The 14,759-nt window shown below is 38.6% G+C and carries 16 protein-coding genes; 7 read left to right on the top strand and 9 right to left on the bottom strand.

Annotated elements, in window-relative coordinates; translation table 11 throughout:
• Window positions 1–483: 483 nt before the first annotated feature.
• Entirely contained in the window at window positions 484–903 is a 420-nt protein-coding gene (locus Q0791_RS22000; protein WP_299011261.1) for a thioesterase family protein, read from the top strand.
• A 116-nt stretch (window positions 904–1,019) separates the two neighbouring features.
• Here Q0791_RS22000 and Q0791_RS21995 read toward each other — a convergent pair whose 3' ends face one another.
• From Q0791_RS21995 to mog, 3 genes are all read right to left on the bottom strand, one after another.
• Entirely contained in the window at window positions 1,020–1,424 is a 405-nt protein-coding gene (locus Q0791_RS21995) for a thioesterase family protein (RefSeq protein WP_299011259.1), read from the bottom strand.
• Window positions 1,425–1,673: 249 nt separating this feature from the next.
• Window positions 1,674–3,467 carry a long-chain fatty acid--CoA ligase gene (locus tag Q0791_RS21990; protein ID WP_299011257.1) on the bottom strand — a complete coding sequence of 598 codons (1,794 nt, stop codon included), beginning with the start codon at window positions 3,465–3,467 and terminating at the stop codon, window positions 1,674–1,676.
• A 215-nt stretch (window positions 3,468–3,682) separates the two neighbouring features.
• A complete protein-coding gene (gene mog / locus Q0791_RS21985) occupies window positions 3,683–4,216 on the bottom strand; it encodes a molybdopterin adenylyltransferase (protein ID WP_299011255.1) in 534 nt (177 codons plus the stop codon).
• A 293-nt stretch (window positions 4,217–4,509) separates the two neighbouring features.
• On the opposite strand from mog, the gene Q0791_RS21980 reads away from it, so the two are divergent.
• A complete protein-coding gene (locus Q0791_RS21980) occupies window positions 4,510–4,698 on the top strand; it encodes a hypothetical protein (RefSeq protein WP_299011254.1) in 189 nt (62 codons plus the stop codon).
• Between the two features lie 122 nt (window positions 4,699–4,820).
• On the opposite strand, the gene Q0791_RS21975 is transcribed toward Q0791_RS21980, so the two are convergent.
• The 3 genes from Q0791_RS21975 to Q0791_RS21965 form a co-directional block, all read right to left on the bottom strand.
• On the bottom strand, window positions 4,821–5,867 hold the full coding sequence (locus tag Q0791_RS21975; RefSeq protein WP_299011253.1) for a LacI family DNA-binding transcriptional regulator: 1,047 nt from the start codon (window positions 5,865–5,867) through the stop codon (window positions 4,821–4,823).
• A gap of 147 nt (window positions 5,868–6,014) precedes the next feature.
• Window positions 6,015–7,040 (bottom strand): 23S rRNA (adenine(1618)-N(6))-methyltransferase RlmF, encoded by a 1,026-nt coding sequence (gene rlmF / locus Q0791_RS21970; RefSeq protein WP_299011251.1) that lies wholly within the window; start codon window positions 7,038–7,040, stop codon window positions 6,015–6,017.
• A gap of 42 nt (window positions 7,041–7,082) precedes the next feature.
• A complete protein-coding gene (locus Q0791_RS21965; protein ID WP_299011249.1) occupies window positions 7,083–7,493 on the bottom strand; it encodes a flagellar basal body-associated protein FliL in 411 nt (136 codons plus the stop codon).
• Between the two features lie 271 nt (window positions 7,494–7,764).
• Between Q0791_RS21965 and Q0791_RS21960 the strand changes: the two genes are divergently transcribed.
• Window positions 7,765–8,352 carry a chorismate lyase gene (locus tag Q0791_RS21960; protein WP_299011247.1) on the top strand — a complete coding sequence of 196 codons (588 nt, stop codon included), beginning with the start codon at window positions 7,765–7,767 and terminating at the stop codon, window positions 8,350–8,352.
• Between the two features lie 30 nt (window positions 8,353–8,382).
• Here Q0791_RS21960 and Q0791_RS21955 read toward each other — a convergent pair whose 3' ends face one another.
• Both Q0791_RS21955 and Q0791_RS21950 read right to left on the bottom strand, forming a co-directional pair.
• On the bottom strand, window positions 8,383–9,090 hold the full coding sequence (locus Q0791_RS21955) for an immune inhibitor A domain-containing protein (protein ID WP_299011245.1): 708 nt from the start codon (window positions 9,088–9,090) through the stop codon (window positions 8,383–8,385).
• A gap of 263 nt (window positions 9,091–9,353) precedes the next feature.
• Window positions 9,354–9,947 (bottom strand): YhgN family NAAT transporter, encoded by a 594-nt coding sequence (locus Q0791_RS21950; protein ID WP_299011242.1) that lies wholly within the window; start codon window positions 9,945–9,947, stop codon window positions 9,354–9,356.
• A gap of 273 nt (window positions 9,948–10,220) precedes the next feature.
• On the opposite strand from Q0791_RS21950, the gene Q0791_RS21945 reads away from it, so the two are divergent.
• Window positions 10,221–11,747 (top strand): metal transporter, encoded by a 1,527-nt coding sequence (locus Q0791_RS21945; RefSeq protein ID WP_299011241.1) that lies wholly within the window; start codon window positions 10,221–10,223, stop codon window positions 11,745–11,747.
• Between the two features lie 68 nt (window positions 11,748–11,815).
• A complete protein-coding gene (locus Q0791_RS21940; RefSeq protein ID WP_299011240.1) occupies window positions 11,816–12,586 on the top strand; it encodes an NRDE family protein in 771 nt (256 codons plus the stop codon).
• A gap of 11 nt (window positions 12,587–12,597) precedes the next feature.
• On the opposite strand, the gene Q0791_RS21935 is transcribed toward Q0791_RS21940, so the two are convergent.
• A complete protein-coding gene (locus Q0791_RS21935) occupies window positions 12,598–13,029 on the bottom strand; it encodes a nuclear transport factor 2 family protein (protein WP_299011239.1) in 432 nt (143 codons plus the stop codon).
• Between the two features lie 127 nt (window positions 13,030–13,156).
• Here Q0791_RS21935 and Q0791_RS21930 point away from each other — a divergent pair, with 127 nt between their 5' ends.
• Window positions 13,157–13,708 carry a 1-acyl-sn-glycerol-3-phosphate acyltransferase gene (locus tag Q0791_RS21930; RefSeq protein WP_299011238.1) on the top strand — a complete coding sequence of 184 codons (552 nt, stop codon included), beginning with the start codon at window positions 13,157–13,159 and terminating at the stop codon, window positions 13,706–13,708.
• Window positions 13,709–13,775: 67 nt separating this feature from the next.
• Window positions 13,776–14,405, top strand: coding sequence for a LysE family translocator (locus Q0791_RS21925; RefSeq protein WP_299011236.1), 630 nt, complete (start codon window positions 13,776–13,778; stop codon window positions 14,403–14,405).
• The last annotated feature ends 354 nt before the right edge of the window (window positions 14,406–14,759 follow it).

Here is a 14,759-nt window from a genome sequence, read left to right as displayed (position 1 = left end):
TGTATCACCTTAAAAGGCAATAAGCATTCTTGCAGTAATACGCCTTGAATTAGGCACTTTTACAGGCTCTGAAAACAGGCATCTTCAAGTATCACGGGTATAGACATTAATACCACTCAAGGTCAGGTCACACTTGATGATGGTTCTGGCGATATTAATATTTATGATACACAGGGATTAACCATAGTCACTTCAGGCTTCGGTGAAGTTAATTTTGATAACATACAGGGGCCAATCAATCTCTAAATCTAAAAACCTGAAAAGCTAAAAACAATAAGCCTGAGAAGTTAAATATTCTTAGGCTTGCTAATTAGCCCAAATAAAAAAGCATGCCTCATAATTAAAATCAATGACAAAAATATAATCATCCACCGCAGAATCTTAACACTCGGCAATAAAGGAAAGAAATCTTACAAAATAACAATTTAAATAATATTAAATTTGAATTAACAACAATAAATAACCATGGAGAAAGTAATAAAAATGGACAGTTTTGTCACGCAATACCCAATACATACCAATATCACAGTTGCTTGGGGTGATATGGATGCCCTACAACATATTAATAATGTTAATTATTTCAGATATTTTGAATCGGCAAGAATTGATTTTTTAAGTAAAATACACTTACTTAAAAAAGGAACCATGATTGGACCTGTGATCAGTGAGAATCAAGCAAAGTACAAATTCCCTGTGACTTTCCCTGACACCTTAACCATAGGTGTCACCGTCAGCGATATTGAAAATGACAGGTTCATTCTGCATTACACCGCCTTTAGCGAAAAACAACAAAAAATCACCACAACTGGATGGTCAAAAGTGGTCATGTTTAACTTTAAAACGGGGCAAAAAGCTCCACTGACGCCAGAATTGCTCAACACACTACACCATTACGAACAGTAAGCTTAAAAGACTTGTTTTATTTTTCATAGGAAAAATAAAACAAGTCTTAAACCCTCAACACATCAATGCGCCTTGAATTGAAAAGCCTGAGTAGCTCTGAATGATCACTTATTTATTTAGATTGGTATTAGCTCACTCAACTGATCACGAATGTCATCAGTTAATGGCTGGCTTTTATTCGTTGCATAATCATAAAACACCATGGTCGTTTGCGCTTCAGCCGTTTTTTTACTCTCCTGCCAACAAGTTTGTGTCACCACAAAGCTACTTTTACCAATACGGCTAATATGCGTTTTAACCACCACCTCTTTTCCATAAAATGTCGGCGCACTAAAAGTAATATTAAAACCGGCTAAAATTAAATTCCAAGCCGCTAAATTTTGACCGGGATTAACAATCTCAAAAATGGGCTCACGTGCAGCCTCAAACCACATAGGAATAACCGTGTTATTGATATGCCCTAGCGCATCGGTTTCACAAAATCTTGGCTTGATAACAAGCTCAACAGCATTATTGACCACAATAAACTCCTAAAACTAACTAACCTGAATTCGGGATAAGCAGCGCCGTTTAATAGCACTATTTCTGCCCCTATCTGCGTTGTGCTTTCTACTAATAGCCCGCTATTAGATACGAAATCCCGCCTTGATATCGACAAAAATCGCAGTATTAAACCCAATTTAAAAATAAAGAATGACCCAATTTCATTCAATTTTTTGATATTAAATGGGTTACCTAACATTTTTGACACTCATTATCCCGAGTTCAGGTTAACTATACATCGCATCAATTTCTTGAGAATATTTATGGTAAATCATCTTACGGCGTAATTTCATTGTCGGCGTAATTAAACCTGATTCCATTGAAAAGGGATCCGCTAACAAAGTAAACTTCTTTATTTTTTCAAACCCAGCAAGCTCATCCTGTAGCAAATGCAATCTATGCTCAAAATGTTCAATCACTTTAGTATGTCGCAATAAATCTAACGGAGAACTATAATCGACCCCCTCATCTTTGGCCCAAATTTCTAATGACTCAAAAGACGGTACAATCAAAGCGGTAACATAATGCTTAGCATCGGCAACAATAGCCACTTGCTCAATCAGTGGATCGCACCCCACCTTACCTTCAACACGTTGTGGAGCAATATATTTACCGTTTGAGGTTTTCATTAACTCTTTAATGCGATCAGTGATAAACAAATTGCCATTATCGTCAATGAAGCCTGCATCCCCCGTTTTCAGCCACCCATCTTCAAAGGTTTCTGCTGTCGCGTCGGGACGATTATAATAGCCCCTCATTACTGTATCGCCTTTCACTAAGATCTCATTATCTTTACCAATTTTGACTTCAACCCCAGGTAAAGCTTGACCATTAGATCCCGTTACACGATTTTTTAAAGTATTTAAGGTGACCGTCGCACTCGTCTCGGTCATACCATATCCACATAATACAGGCAGGTTGATACTATGAAAGAAACCAGCCACTTTTGCCTCAAGAGCAGCACCACCACAAGGCATAAACTTAAGCCGACCACCTAAGACTTGCTGTAATTTAGAAAATACCAATTTATTAGCCAGTAAGAATTGTAAACTTAATAATAAGGATCCCTGCGCTCTTCCTTGGCTCACTTCAAAGTGCTTCTCTCCCACAGATAATGCCCAAGCAAACAGCTTTTTACGCTTCGCAGGTGCTTTTGCAACTTTCTCTTGCACCGCACTATAGACTTTCTCTAAAAAACGCGGCACAACACACAAAGTATGCGGACGCACCTCAGTAATGGCTTCTTTGACTTTCATCGGATCTTGAAGGTAAACATTACAGCCACCTCGCCCTAATACGTAAAAACTCCAGCCTCTCTCAAAAACATGACTTAATGGTAGAAAAGCTAACGAAACATCACCGGTTTCAAAATTAAGGACACTGTCATGCTGGCGAATAATGGTTGCCACATTTCGATGATCTAAAATCACCCCTTTTGGTGCTCCAGTCGTACCAGAGGTATAAATCAAAGTCAGAATGTCGTCGAGAGGAAGATTCGATAAACGTTGCTCTAATGCTTGCTCAAAAGCAGGCTTCACAGCTTGGAATAAGAGTTTATCAAGATGGAAATGATGATCCTCATCGAGTAATTCAACACTGGCATCAAACACAATAATACGAGTAGCACTGTCACACTCTTTTAGAAGTTGGCAAGCCATTTGATATTGCTGCTGATCACCCACAAAAATGATCTTAGCTTGACAATCTTTAATAATATAGGCCGCTTGCTCTAGTGTGCTAGTGGGATAAATAGGGACAACAACCGCCTTGGCTTTTAACATACCTACATCGGCACAGGTCCATTGAGGGCAATTCTGAGATAAGATCACCGCCTTATCTTGAGGCTGAAGTCCAAACTGGATCAATACTCGCGCAATTTGTGATGTGTAATCATCAAATTGACGCCAGCTCACATTGTCCCAAGGCGCGGTCATTTCAAAACCTTTAAGCGCGATGGCTTCACCAAGTGATTGACTCTTTTGCTGTATAAGTCGAATAACATGATATTGTTCAAGAGACATAAAATAGCTACCTTCATCGCTTAAAAGCGTATTATTTTTTAGCCATATTACTTTAAGATGCAATAAAAACTAAAGAGTTTTTGCTCTAATCACGCACAATTAGCCGAAAAAAAAGCAAAACCACAAAAACAAATGTAACAATAAACAAACATTTTATTGTTTGTAAAAATAAATAAATATTGATTTTTATCAGAATCTTAGACTTGATTTTTACTTTATTTCGCTTTTGGCCTAAAAGGCTTTATTACAGCTTCATTACACTCTAAAAAAGGCCCTTCCATTAAATCAATGCAATAAGGAATGGCAGGGAATACCGCATCTAGGCATTCACGAATAGATTTAGGCTTACCGGGTAAATTAACAATTAATGAATCACCACGAAGACCTGCAGTTTGCCTAGACAAAATAGCGGTAGGAACAAATTTAAGTGACTCGGCTCGCATTAATTCTCCAAAGCCAGGCATCAAACGATCGCACACTGCTTCAGTCGCTTCAGGTGTGACATCTCTTTTGGCAGGTCCCGTTCCACCCGTAGTCACAATTAAACTGCAATGCTGATCATCTGCAAGGCGAATTAATGTCTCCTCAATCACTTCTCTTTCATCTGGAACCACTTGATAAATCGGTTCCCACTCAGACACTAAATATTCATTAAGAACATCAATAATCGCTTTACCTGATAAATCTTCATAAATACCGGCACTGGCTCTATCGCTAACCGTCACTATGCCTATTTTTGCTGCGCTCATTTTCCATGTCCTATTTCACTTTATTATTGACCCAGTATATCGAATTCGCACCCAATCAGCACCCGCTCTAGTCAATAGCAATGAAGTTAGCGACCCAAAATAATCAGGCATATCGACCATATCTTAATAAAAAACACACAACAACGCAGTCTTCAGCTTTTTGCTACTCGATGAATGAGTCTTAATTTGAGAAAGCGAGCCATTAATAATATGAATACCAGGTGTGAATTAATCGATTAAGCAATTTGTATAAAATAAACAAAAAAACCTTATAGGGTATTCATAGTCCGTGCATGTTCAAAGATACTTTTCGAAGTATTACCCAATACCAAAGTCCCCGTTTTAAAGGTAGCCATGATGGGATTGGCATTTTTGATGCTGGACCAAATGCAAATAAACCTAGGTTAATAATTGAAGAACAAGTCCCGCAAGGTTTGGAATTAGCTTGGCGTACCACCAAGCATCACTACACGTCAATTTAGTCTAAGTAGTGGTTAAAAATAGAATCGATGAGAATCATATCTTGTTATTAGTCTTGCTATAGTCTTTCTAGTTAACGTCATTGACTATGCGCTAAAGAAATTCTTCAGCGCATTTGACAAAGTTAACAACTCGCACCGAGTTTAAGCTCGTAAGGCAAAACTTCTTCATGGGTCGCACCATCCACAAACATTTGTGCAGCCTTAATGCCTTTTTGCTCTGATAACTGATGCACTGTTGCCAATGGTGGGTTATATCGAGTACCTTCATCAATACCATCAAAACCAACAACACGAATATCTTGTGGAATTTTTAACCCCATATTCGTCGCCTCATTCATTAGCGTCAGTGCAATCATATCACTCATACATAAAAAAACATTAGGTCTTGGAGACGCATTCAAAGCTTGCTTAACAGCAATACTTGCTGCTTGGGAGTGACTTTCTGGAATATTCCAAATTCGCTTCGACTTCAGTTCAACGCCTTTTGAAGATAAAGCCGATAAATAGCCCTTTAAGCGTGAATGAGAAACAGAAGCATCATTGACTGCGGTATCAAGATCATCCACATAGCAAGTGGTATCAGTATCCAATAAACGTAACCCCAAAACAGCAACATCATCATTTGATGATTGAATCGCTAATGATGCAATTTCATTTGCGGCAGATTCATTATCAATACCCACAGATGCGTTACTTTGAATATCGAAATCAGCAGTCACAACTTTCTTTTTTACCATCTTTAACTGATCAACTAATAATGAATTCCTGGGACGGCCGTAACAAATAAAACCATCGACAAAATCAACCACGCTATTCACATGTTCAGAACTACCAGAAAAGAGTAATAAATTAATTTTCTCTCTCGCCAATACCGATGCCACCCCCTTCATAAAATGGCTCGCAACGGGATCAGAAACCATATGCTCAACACTATCAGATAGCACTAATGCCACAGTATCAAACTTGCCTTTGCGCAAAGATTGAGCAGCCTTATTCGGCCCTAAATAGCCTAATTCAGCACAGGCAGCTAAAATATCTTTGCGACGCTTCTCGGATAATTGATCCGGTCGATTAAAAGCATTAGACACGGTTGCATTAGATACACCTAATTTTTCAGCAATGCTTTTTAATGTCCACTTTTTTTCTTCAAACACGTTATGAACTTCCATTGGTTTAATGGGATACCATTTATGCTACCACTCGCTAGCAAACAGTTAGCCTAAAACAAATAAGAATCCATAATACAGGGCTGAGTTATTGAGATACAGTTGCTACTTTTCAAAATGCTGAGTTATTGCTCTAAATATCTTGTTACACTAAGTATGAAAATTTAGCCACAAACGCTCTTGCTTTTTATTCAAGAAACTCCAACATAAAACACGAGTTCTCTTATTACCCTGTTTCATTTCAATCACTTTTGACTGCGCGACATTCACAGCCATTAAGATTTCTTGGCAAAAAGCGACATTATCTTTCTTCGAAATTAGGCATGTAAACCACTGGCATTGCTGCGAAAACATTTTACTTTCTTTTATCATTCTTTGCAGAAACTGACGCTCACCGCCCTCACACCAAAGCTCAGCTTTCTGTCCGCCAAAGTTTAATTTTAACCTATTGACTGAATTGCTTTTATTTTTAGATTGACTATTTCTTTTATCCTTATTAAGCGCTAAATTTTTGATTTTTTGCTCAGTTCCAGCTGCCGCTTCAGCCAAAGAGGCATGAAAAGGCGGATTACACATAGTTAAATTAAACCTGTCTTCGAGTGAGATAATGCCTTGAAATATCAACTGAGGATCACTTTGTAATCTCAGTGCTAGCTTACCTTTCAGCATTGAGTTGTTAGTGATTATTTTTTCCACATTATTGATGGCTAAACAATCAATGTCACTGGCAACAAATTGCCATCCATAAGCTTGTATACCGAGAATAGGATAAATCCCGTTCGCCCCTGTTCCCACATCTAGAACTTTTACTTTAGCGTTTTTACGAAGCTTACCCGTAGATGACAATAAATCAGCAATATGATGAATATAATCAACTCGCCCAGGTATAGGAGGGCATAGGAAACCGTCAGGAATATTCCAGTAGTCAATATGATAAAAATGTTTTAGCAAAGCACAATTAAGCGCCTTGACGGCCATAGGATCGGCAAAGTTAATCGACAAATGACCAAAACCTGTGGGTTTGACATAGTTTTTTAAATCAGGAGAAGACTCAATTAAAGCAACAAAGTCATATCCAGAATTATGCAGGTTGCGTGAATGTAACCCTTTATTTTTAATTAAAGGTACTGTCTCATCCATCTCTTTGGCAGAAAACCTTTGAGTAATTTTAGACATAAAGAAAATAAAATAACGAAAAAATCAATTATACCTGATTACTCAATTGTATAAGTACTGAGTGAATAATAAATTCACCACTAGAGCCTCTCCAACTTCTTCTTCAAGTAACCGATTAACCGCATCAAAACAAGCTTGACGAATCGCCTCTTTACCTATGATCGATTTAATTTGTGCTTCACTTTGCTCGCCCAAAATTGATAATATGGCTGCCCTTAGTAATGGATCATGATGTTCTATTTGAGCCAAGGCCTGAGTTCCACTCACCATCAGTTCAACATTAACCCTAACAAAACCCATTTTTTTGCTTCCACTGATGTAGTTAGTCACAATATCAGGCTCAAGTCCGTAATAAGCATAACTCTGTAATGCTTGCTCTTGTGCAGCAGTTACCTTAAAAACACTCAAATTAACGCTACAGATAATCGCCAACAATAACCCTTTTATTCTCATTCACCTGTACTCCCTAAGTTGCTCAATCAATCCCTTTAATGAAAAGCGACATCATGGAACAAGCATTGTAATCCTTACAAAACACTTATTTTAAACCAACTGAACCTATTTTTAAGCCCCCCCATAAAAACAGGCCTTAGTTTCAATTTATTTGAGGTTTTCCTTTTCGCCGTGGTAAACTTTGGCTCGCCATTTACAGCTTGCTTCCGTTAAGATCGATAATATCTATTTTACCGCACTAGCAGTTCATTAACTCACAGCAAGGAATGCCATGCCCACCTTCAATACATTGCGCTTCCCTTACGGAGAAGAAATCAACTGGTTATCTCCAGTCAACGTAACAGAAACACTGGCTCCTAGCCTCAATACTTGGCTAATGGCACCTGATAGCTTGACGCAAAAGCTAAAAGATCAATGTCAACATTTTGAAGTCAAAGTATTAGGAGAGGGAATGATGACTTCTTGTGTTGGAGAATTTCCACAACAGCAAAAAGTCTGGGTTAGAGAAGTATTACTGTGTTTAGACGGCGAACCTTGGGTCTTTGCCAGAACCTTGATCCCTCAACAACTCATGTCAAAAAAACAAGCTGATTTTTTAGCATTAGGCTCCAAGCCGTTAGGAGAACTGCTATTTACCACCAATGAATTCATCCCCGGTAAAATAGAAATCGCCAAATTCTCCTTAAGCAGTAAATTAGCCGCACTGGCAACTTCATTACACCAAGAAGTCAACGAGCCTCTATGGGGACGCCGCCGTTATTTTCACTTTCACTCAGAAGAGCTCATTGTGAGTGAAGTTTTTTTACCTACAGCTAAAGACAATATTTTTAAAATATCGCAAAAGCAAGCCGCATCTTAGACAGATGAACAATAAATCAATGTAATATTGTCAAAAATCTTTTATTAACAAGACACCTTGACCTAACTCATTCTGCATTGAGTATAATGCTAAGCCCATATCGATAATACTGTCCGAACTCATCATATATCGCTTTTCACTTTCTAGTGCCTGATTAGGAATACGCTCGAAACCCACTAAGCTCATGAGTTCATTCAACTCTGCACCATAGAGGTATACTTCATCATTCCCTTGATTAACGGCAAGATTACGGATCAAAATACCATCATGGCCTTCTGCTTCATCTGTGACATAATTCACAGTAATACGCACATTTCTGCCCGCATATCCACTCAAGTCATACGTTAAATCAACCCAGTTTTTTTCACCAGCAATACGGGCAGAATTTCCCGTTAAAATATTTCTAGCATGATTCATTTGGTTACTGGCTTTAGTGTGATTACCAGCGATTGCCACCCCATCCACCAGCACTTGGCTATAATCATAATCCTCTTCGATATCCCAACGAGCCTGCATTGATAGGCTTAAATATTGAACGATGGGCAATTCGATATTGAAAGACATCGCATTATTTAGCAAATGTCCTTGCTGAGAATAATATTGATATCCTTCCGCTTTATCTTGCCCATTGACAGAATGAGCCCCTGCATCAATACAAGGGTCCGATCCCCCCGCCATAGGCAATACTCTGTAACATAAGCCTTGTAGCTGCTCCTCTATAATCTGAGTACTCAGCAATTCAGAACCAACCAAAGGTTCTTGGACTGGCCTCGCACTGACGGGAAAATACCATGACCCCAAAATCAGCAAAACATACCAAGCTCTCTTTCTATAAAAGCTATTATGAAAAACAATACTCAGATTATTTATGCCGCCCCAAACAAAATAAAAAAAAGTGTCATATTTTCGCATTTTCGGCACAAGTTAACACAACTGAAACCAAATAATAACCTTCACAACACTTTTTCACAAACATTTTTACTAGTACTTAAGTATTATTTTTAATGCAAGCGGCCCATGTAACTGCCCACACCATCGAGGAACATCTGCACCGAAATCATCACAAGCACCATTCCCATAAGCCTTTCCATCGCAGTCAATCCTTTCTCTCCCAACATCTTAGTTAATACTTTGTAAAAAAGTAAAATCGCCGCACTTAATCCCCATGCAGATAAAAGCGCAATACTCCAATCTAGCATTCGACTACTATCTGTATGTGCAAGTAAAATAAGTGCCGCCAATACGGAAGGCCCCGCCATCAAAGGGATCGCCATAGGCACAATAAAAGGTTCTTCTCCAGCAGCAAGGCCTGCCACGCCACCTGGTTGAGGAAAAATCATTCTAATTGCAATCAGAAATAAAATAATTCCACCCGCAATACTGACAGATTCAGATCGCAAATTAAGAAAGTTTAAAATAACCTCTCCAGAAAATAAAAAAAGGAACATAATAATAAGTGCAATAATTAATTCTCTTATCAATACTTTACGTCTTTTTTTTGAATCGATATGCCTTAAAATAGATGCAAATATTGGTAAGTTTCCTAGAGGATCCATAATAAGAAACAACATTACAGCAGCAGAAAAAGTGTCCATAGATAGATAATTACAAAGTTTTAATAGTATTTTTATATTGTATACAAAATTTCAAACAAATAATGCAGCGCAAGGATGAACTTAATTGTTTAAGTCTAGGGCATTACATAACTTTAATATGTTAGTATTAAAAGCGCCCACCTTAAACAGATGACTTGTATGGTACTCCCTACCAAAGATCCTGTCTGAAGAAGATAAATGAAAGATCAACAGCTTCAAATAAGGCTGGTATACTAACAATAATATTTTGCCCCTTTTTATTATTTGGATATCATGCTGTATCTTGCTGCTAGCTGCATAGCCCTCTTATTGGGCCCTGTTTTTTATCGTTTTTTTACAACGGGAACTGGTCTACAAAAAGGCTTAGATGGTTTTATCTTTGTTTCCTTAGGAGGGCTAGTTCTCATCCATATTTTACCTGAACTGCTTGAACATGGCGGCCTGCTATCAATATTGTTTTTATTCATTGGCATGTGGGGGCCAAGTGCCAGTGAACGTTTATTCCATAAATATTCTGATGTCACCCATAACATAACCCTATTTTTAGGTGTTTCAGGATTACTTTTACATACCATCACCGATGGTGGGGCCATCATACTCGCTCAGCAAGAAGGAAATTCAAGCTTATTGGCTCTTGGAGTCATTCTGCATAGACTCCCCATAGGGTTGGCAATTTGGTGGTTACTTAAGCCTCAAGTCGGTATTCGCTGGGCTTTTGCCGTCATCACAGCCATGATGCTATTAACTGGGGTTGGCTACTTTGCCGGTGAACAACTAATAACTCATCTCAGTTTAGATAATACTGTTTATTTACAGGCATTTGTTACAGGCTCTATTCTCCATGTCGTGATACATCAACCCCATGGGCATTCAAAGCCAGATCATCAAGGGAAATATGAGTATCAAGCGGGCATAGGCAGTTTATTGGGCATAGGCTTACTATTTGGTTTAATGTCGATGGGCAGCGATGGCCATGAGCATAATCATCATGAAAATTTTGTCCCTCAGTTATTGCAATGGATGCTCACCATTGCTCCCATTCTACTGATTTGCTACCTAGCGGCTTGTATCAGATATGCACTAGGCTTAACCCCTAATATAAAGAACACTCAATTAAAATGGCTTCAGGCACTCATAGGGCCAGAAACACTTTTAGTCACAGCATTCTTATTAGGACCTTGGCTTGCACTCTTTCAAGCTATCGGCATTCTATGCATATCCAGTTACTTAACTTATGCGAACATCACACCTGCTGGCTCGACAGCCTATACAGGTAAGTCATTTTTACAGTTCGGTCTAAGTCATCAGGTTGATAAAAGCGCGCCTTGGGTCTTATTGAGTCTAATCCTAGTTAATCTTATTAGTTATCCCAGTTTGTTACTCATCCATCCTATATGGCAAGTGATGATCATTGCTGCATTTCTCATTCCTATGCGCTTTTGCTCCATTGGAGCCACTGTCCTCTCATTAAGTTTAGCGTATAGTGGTTGGTCAACCAGCGCAGTCTTGCTGCCTTTACTTGCAGCCCCCTTATTCAATGCTGTCTCATTAAAAAACATAAATATTAATAATATCGCATCACTCACTGGGCTTATATTTTTATCAGTCATCGTAGCTCAATGGATTGACCCTCAATGGCACGCAATATTTAATTTTCCAAATTGGTTCAGCATCCTTTCAATGGCACTCTTATGCTTACTCTTCTCAGCCAGTTTGCTAAGATTAGGCCCTAGACAATTTTTACTAAGTTTAGTGAGTTTTACACCTAAACCTCATGCGCACGAAGAGCACCATCATTAGCCCCCACTACACATAATTTCATTCAAGCACTAAGGTTAGTAGATAGTCATCTACTAACCTTAAAACTTATGTGTATTCTATTCGTTGCTCTAAAAGTCCTTCCAGATTTCCCTCTTATTATTTGCGCCAATAGAGATGAGTCACATGCAAGGCAAACGCAAAAAGCCCATTTTTGGGCACCGGAAAACACGCTATTAGCAGGAAGAGATCTTGTAGCTGGAGGGACTTGGTTAGGTGTTAATAAGTCAGGCAATGTTGCCGCTATCACCAATATTAGAATGCTTGGAGCAAATACAAAAAACAAAAAATCACGAGGAGAGCTTCCCGTATTCGCACTCACACAGCCAAACTTTCCTCTTTCATCATCTTGGTTAAAAGAAAATAGTAATAAATACCAGCCCTTTAATTTACTATATGGCAATGAGCATTCACTTCACTGCTATAACAGTCAAACTCAAAAATGCAGCACTTTACCACCTGGATTTCATGCTATCAGCAATGGAGAATTAAATGATATATGGCCTAAAATGGCGAGAGGAAACTATGCACTGAAACAGTATCTAAACACACACGCCACACCTGTTCCAAGTGAGCTTCTAGCCCTATTAACCGACACCCAACAAGCGAAAGATAAACATTTACCCCACACTGGGGTTAGCCTAAAATGGGAGCGGTTACTGTCCTCCATCTTCATTAAACACCCTAAGTATGGCACTCGCTCATCTAGCGTTATTCTCATTAATCGACAAAAGCACATCTCTTTTACTGAAGTACGTTTTAATAATCGAGGCGATCAGGTGGGACAAGAAGCCTTCCATTTCAATACAGAAGACTCTTAACGACTATCCTGTTAACCTTTTCCACTTGAAGAGTGATCTTGAGTGATCACCCATAAGTCATTTTTTCTCTCCATTAATAAAGTAAACACCCCTTTAGGGTTATCTTTGGATCGAATAATAGACCAATTTCCAGTCACCACTGCGGCATCATTATTCAACATTTTTATCTCATCAACGATAAAGCTTAATTGCCCTAATGCACTCTTATCGACACTATTGCCTTGATAAGCATTCAACATGTTTTGCCAGCCAAATTGAAACTCACCCTCTGACACAAACCTTAACTTATCATTGTGCCAATAGCCCTGCATATAAGAAGCTATATCCCCCTTGTTCCAAGCTGCTTCCTGCTTTTCTAAAACTGCTAAAATGTCATCCGTTGGTACTGCAGACGCCATAAATGAAATCAAAAACAACCATAAAAACATAAACTTTTTTATCATAGTATTAATCCATACTAATGAAAGATACAGCATTATACGTCAACATGGGTCATATTCGAATATAATGAATAAGAACCCTTAATCAAAAAGTAAAGAAAGGACTTTTTGTTGAACTAAGGTGTATGACATGCTTCAAACATTTTGCTATCGCTTATTAAAATTAATAGGTTGGGATTTTAAGGGAGTACTACCGAATGCTCCACAATACATCATCATTGTCGCCCCCCACACCAGCAACTGGGACTTTTTAATTGGCCTGATTGGCTGCTATGCATTAGGAAAGAAAATTCACTTCTTAGGTAAACATCAGCTGTTTATTCCACCTTGGGGCTGGATTTTTCGCGCATTAGGTGGCACTCCGGTGGACAGAAGCCAATGCAACAACCTTGTCAAAGGGGCATCACTTCTATTTAAAAATGACCCCAATTTCAAACTTGCTCTCACACCTGAAGGCACAAGAAGTCAAGTCACACGCTGGAAAATGGGCTTTTATCACATAGCACGTCTAGCTAACATTCCCATTGTTACAGTAGGTTTTGATTTTAAAATAAAAAAAATCATTATAGGGCACAGTATTATCCCCAGTGACGACATAAAATCAGATATGGAAAAAATTATCAGTTTCCACCGCACAATAAAAGGCTTACACCCTAAGGAAATCCCTGACTATAAGCACTAGCATTGTGCTTTAAACTCAGCCATATTACTTGCCCATAAACTTATACAATGATTAAGGATGTTATCAAATGCATTTTGATACTTGGTTACTCTTTTCCTTTGCCGTACTCATGATTGCAATAAGTCCAGGTACTATGGCCGTATTATCAATGAATCACGGCATACATTATGGTAAAAAACGTTCGCTCATTACAGGGCTGGGCAGTGTCAGTGCCGCGATGTTACTTATGCTCGCTTCAGCATTAGGCTTAGGGGCGATTTTAAGTAATGCCGAATATGGATTTATCATTTTGAAGTGGTGTGGTGGAGCTTATCTGCTTTTTTGGGGACTAAAACTGCTCCTGAGTAAAAATAAGCAACAAGGCTTGCAACTAACACAGACAAAGCAAGAAGCTAACTCAAAAAATATGTTCAAACAAGCCTTCACAGTTGGAATAAGCAACCCTAAAGACTTACTCTTTTTTAGTGCATTATTCCCACAATTTATCGATATGTCTTTACCGCAAATTCCGCAGCTGCTTATTTTAGCGCTAACCTGGGCCACAATTGATTTTAGCTTTGTCATGATCTATGCCAGCTTAGCAAGCGTATTAGCGCCTAAGCTCACAAAAAGTAATAAATTACATTGGTTTGACCGTTTCAGTGGCACAATGTTCATTGGTTTAGCGGGTCTACTAATCACTCGAAGTAATAAGTGATAGCACTGGATTGACCCTTTCAATGACATCATCATTGTTTATTGGTTTAGCAGTCCGATTAATCACTCGAAGTAATGAGTGATAGCACTGGATTGACCCTTTCAATGACATCATCATTATTCATTGGTTTAGCGGGCCTACTAATCACTCGAAGTAATGATTAATGTTCAGCTTAGCGGGGCGGTTGGTCATTTAAAGACATCATTCACCGGCTCACTCTAAAACAACAAAACCCAACAAACATCTTATTGGGTTTTATTTTATTTACCACATCACTAATATACCCGTGACTGAGGGATCCCCACTTTTCTGGCTCATAAACAATGAATACTGATTGTGAAGTGAGCCAAGTTA

The sequence above is a fragment of the uncultured Shewanella sp. genome (genome assembly GCF_947495455.1).
Classification (GTDB): domain Bacteria; phylum Pseudomonadota; class Gammaproteobacteria; order Enterobacterales; family Shewanellaceae; genus Shewanella.
Note: the sequence above shows the minus strand (reverse complement) of the source record. Positions and strands in the feature narration are given on the sequence as shown.

Excerpts from the sequence above, each read along its gene's own strand:
- Q0791_RS22000 (WP_299011261.1), top strand. The coding sequence starts at position 484 with ATGGACAGTTTTGTCACGCAATACCCAATACATACCAATATCACAGTT.
- Q0791_RS21990 (WP_299011257.1), bottom strand. The coding sequence starts at position 3,467 with ATGTCTCTTGAACAATATCATGTTATTCGACTTATACAGCAAAAGAGT.
- mog (WP_299011255.1), bottom strand. The coding sequence starts at position 4,216 with ATGAGCGCAGCAAAAATAGGCATAGTGACGGTTAGCGATAGAGCCAGT.
- Q0791_RS21980 (WP_299011254.1), top strand. The coding sequence starts at position 4,510 with ATGTTCAAAGATACTTTTCGAAGTATTACCCAATACCAAAGTCCCCGT.
- Q0791_RS21975 (WP_299011253.1), bottom strand. The coding sequence starts at position 5,867 with ATGGAAGTTCATAACGTGTTTGAAGAAAAAAAGTGGACATTAAAAAGC.
- rlmF (WP_299011251.1), bottom strand. The coding sequence starts at position 7,040 with ATGTCTAAAATTACTCAAAGGTTTTCTGCCAAAGAGATGGATGAGACA.
- Q0791_RS21965 (WP_299011249.1), bottom strand. The coding sequence starts at position 7,493 with ATGAGAATAAAAGGGTTATTGTTGGCGATTATCTGTAGCGTTAATTTG.
- Q0791_RS21960 (WP_299011247.1), top strand. The coding sequence starts at position 7,765 with ATGCCCACCTTCAATACATTGCGCTTCCCTTACGGAGAAGAAATCAAC.
- Q0791_RS21950 (WP_299011242.1), bottom strand. The coding sequence starts at position 9,947 with ATGGACACTTTTTCTGCTGCTGTAATGTTGTTTCTTATTATGGATCCT.
- Q0791_RS21945 (WP_299011241.1), top strand. The coding sequence starts at position 10,221 with ATGCTGTATCTTGCTGCTAGCTGCATAGCCCTCTTATTGGGCCCTGTT.
- Q0791_RS21940 (WP_299011240.1), top strand. The coding sequence starts at position 11,816 with ATGTGTATTCTATTCGTTGCTCTAAAAGTCCTTCCAGATTTCCCTCTT.
- Q0791_RS21935 (WP_299011239.1), bottom strand. The coding sequence starts at position 13,029 with ATGATAAAAAAGTTTATGTTTTTATGGTTGTTTTTGATTTCATTTATG.
- Q0791_RS21930 (WP_299011238.1), top strand. The coding sequence starts at position 13,157 with ATGCTTCAAACATTTTGCTATCGCTTATTAAAATTAATAGGTTGGGAT.
- Q0791_RS21925 (WP_299011236.1), top strand. The coding sequence starts at position 13,776 with ATGCATTTTGATACTTGGTTACTCTTTTCCTTTGCCGTACTCATGATT.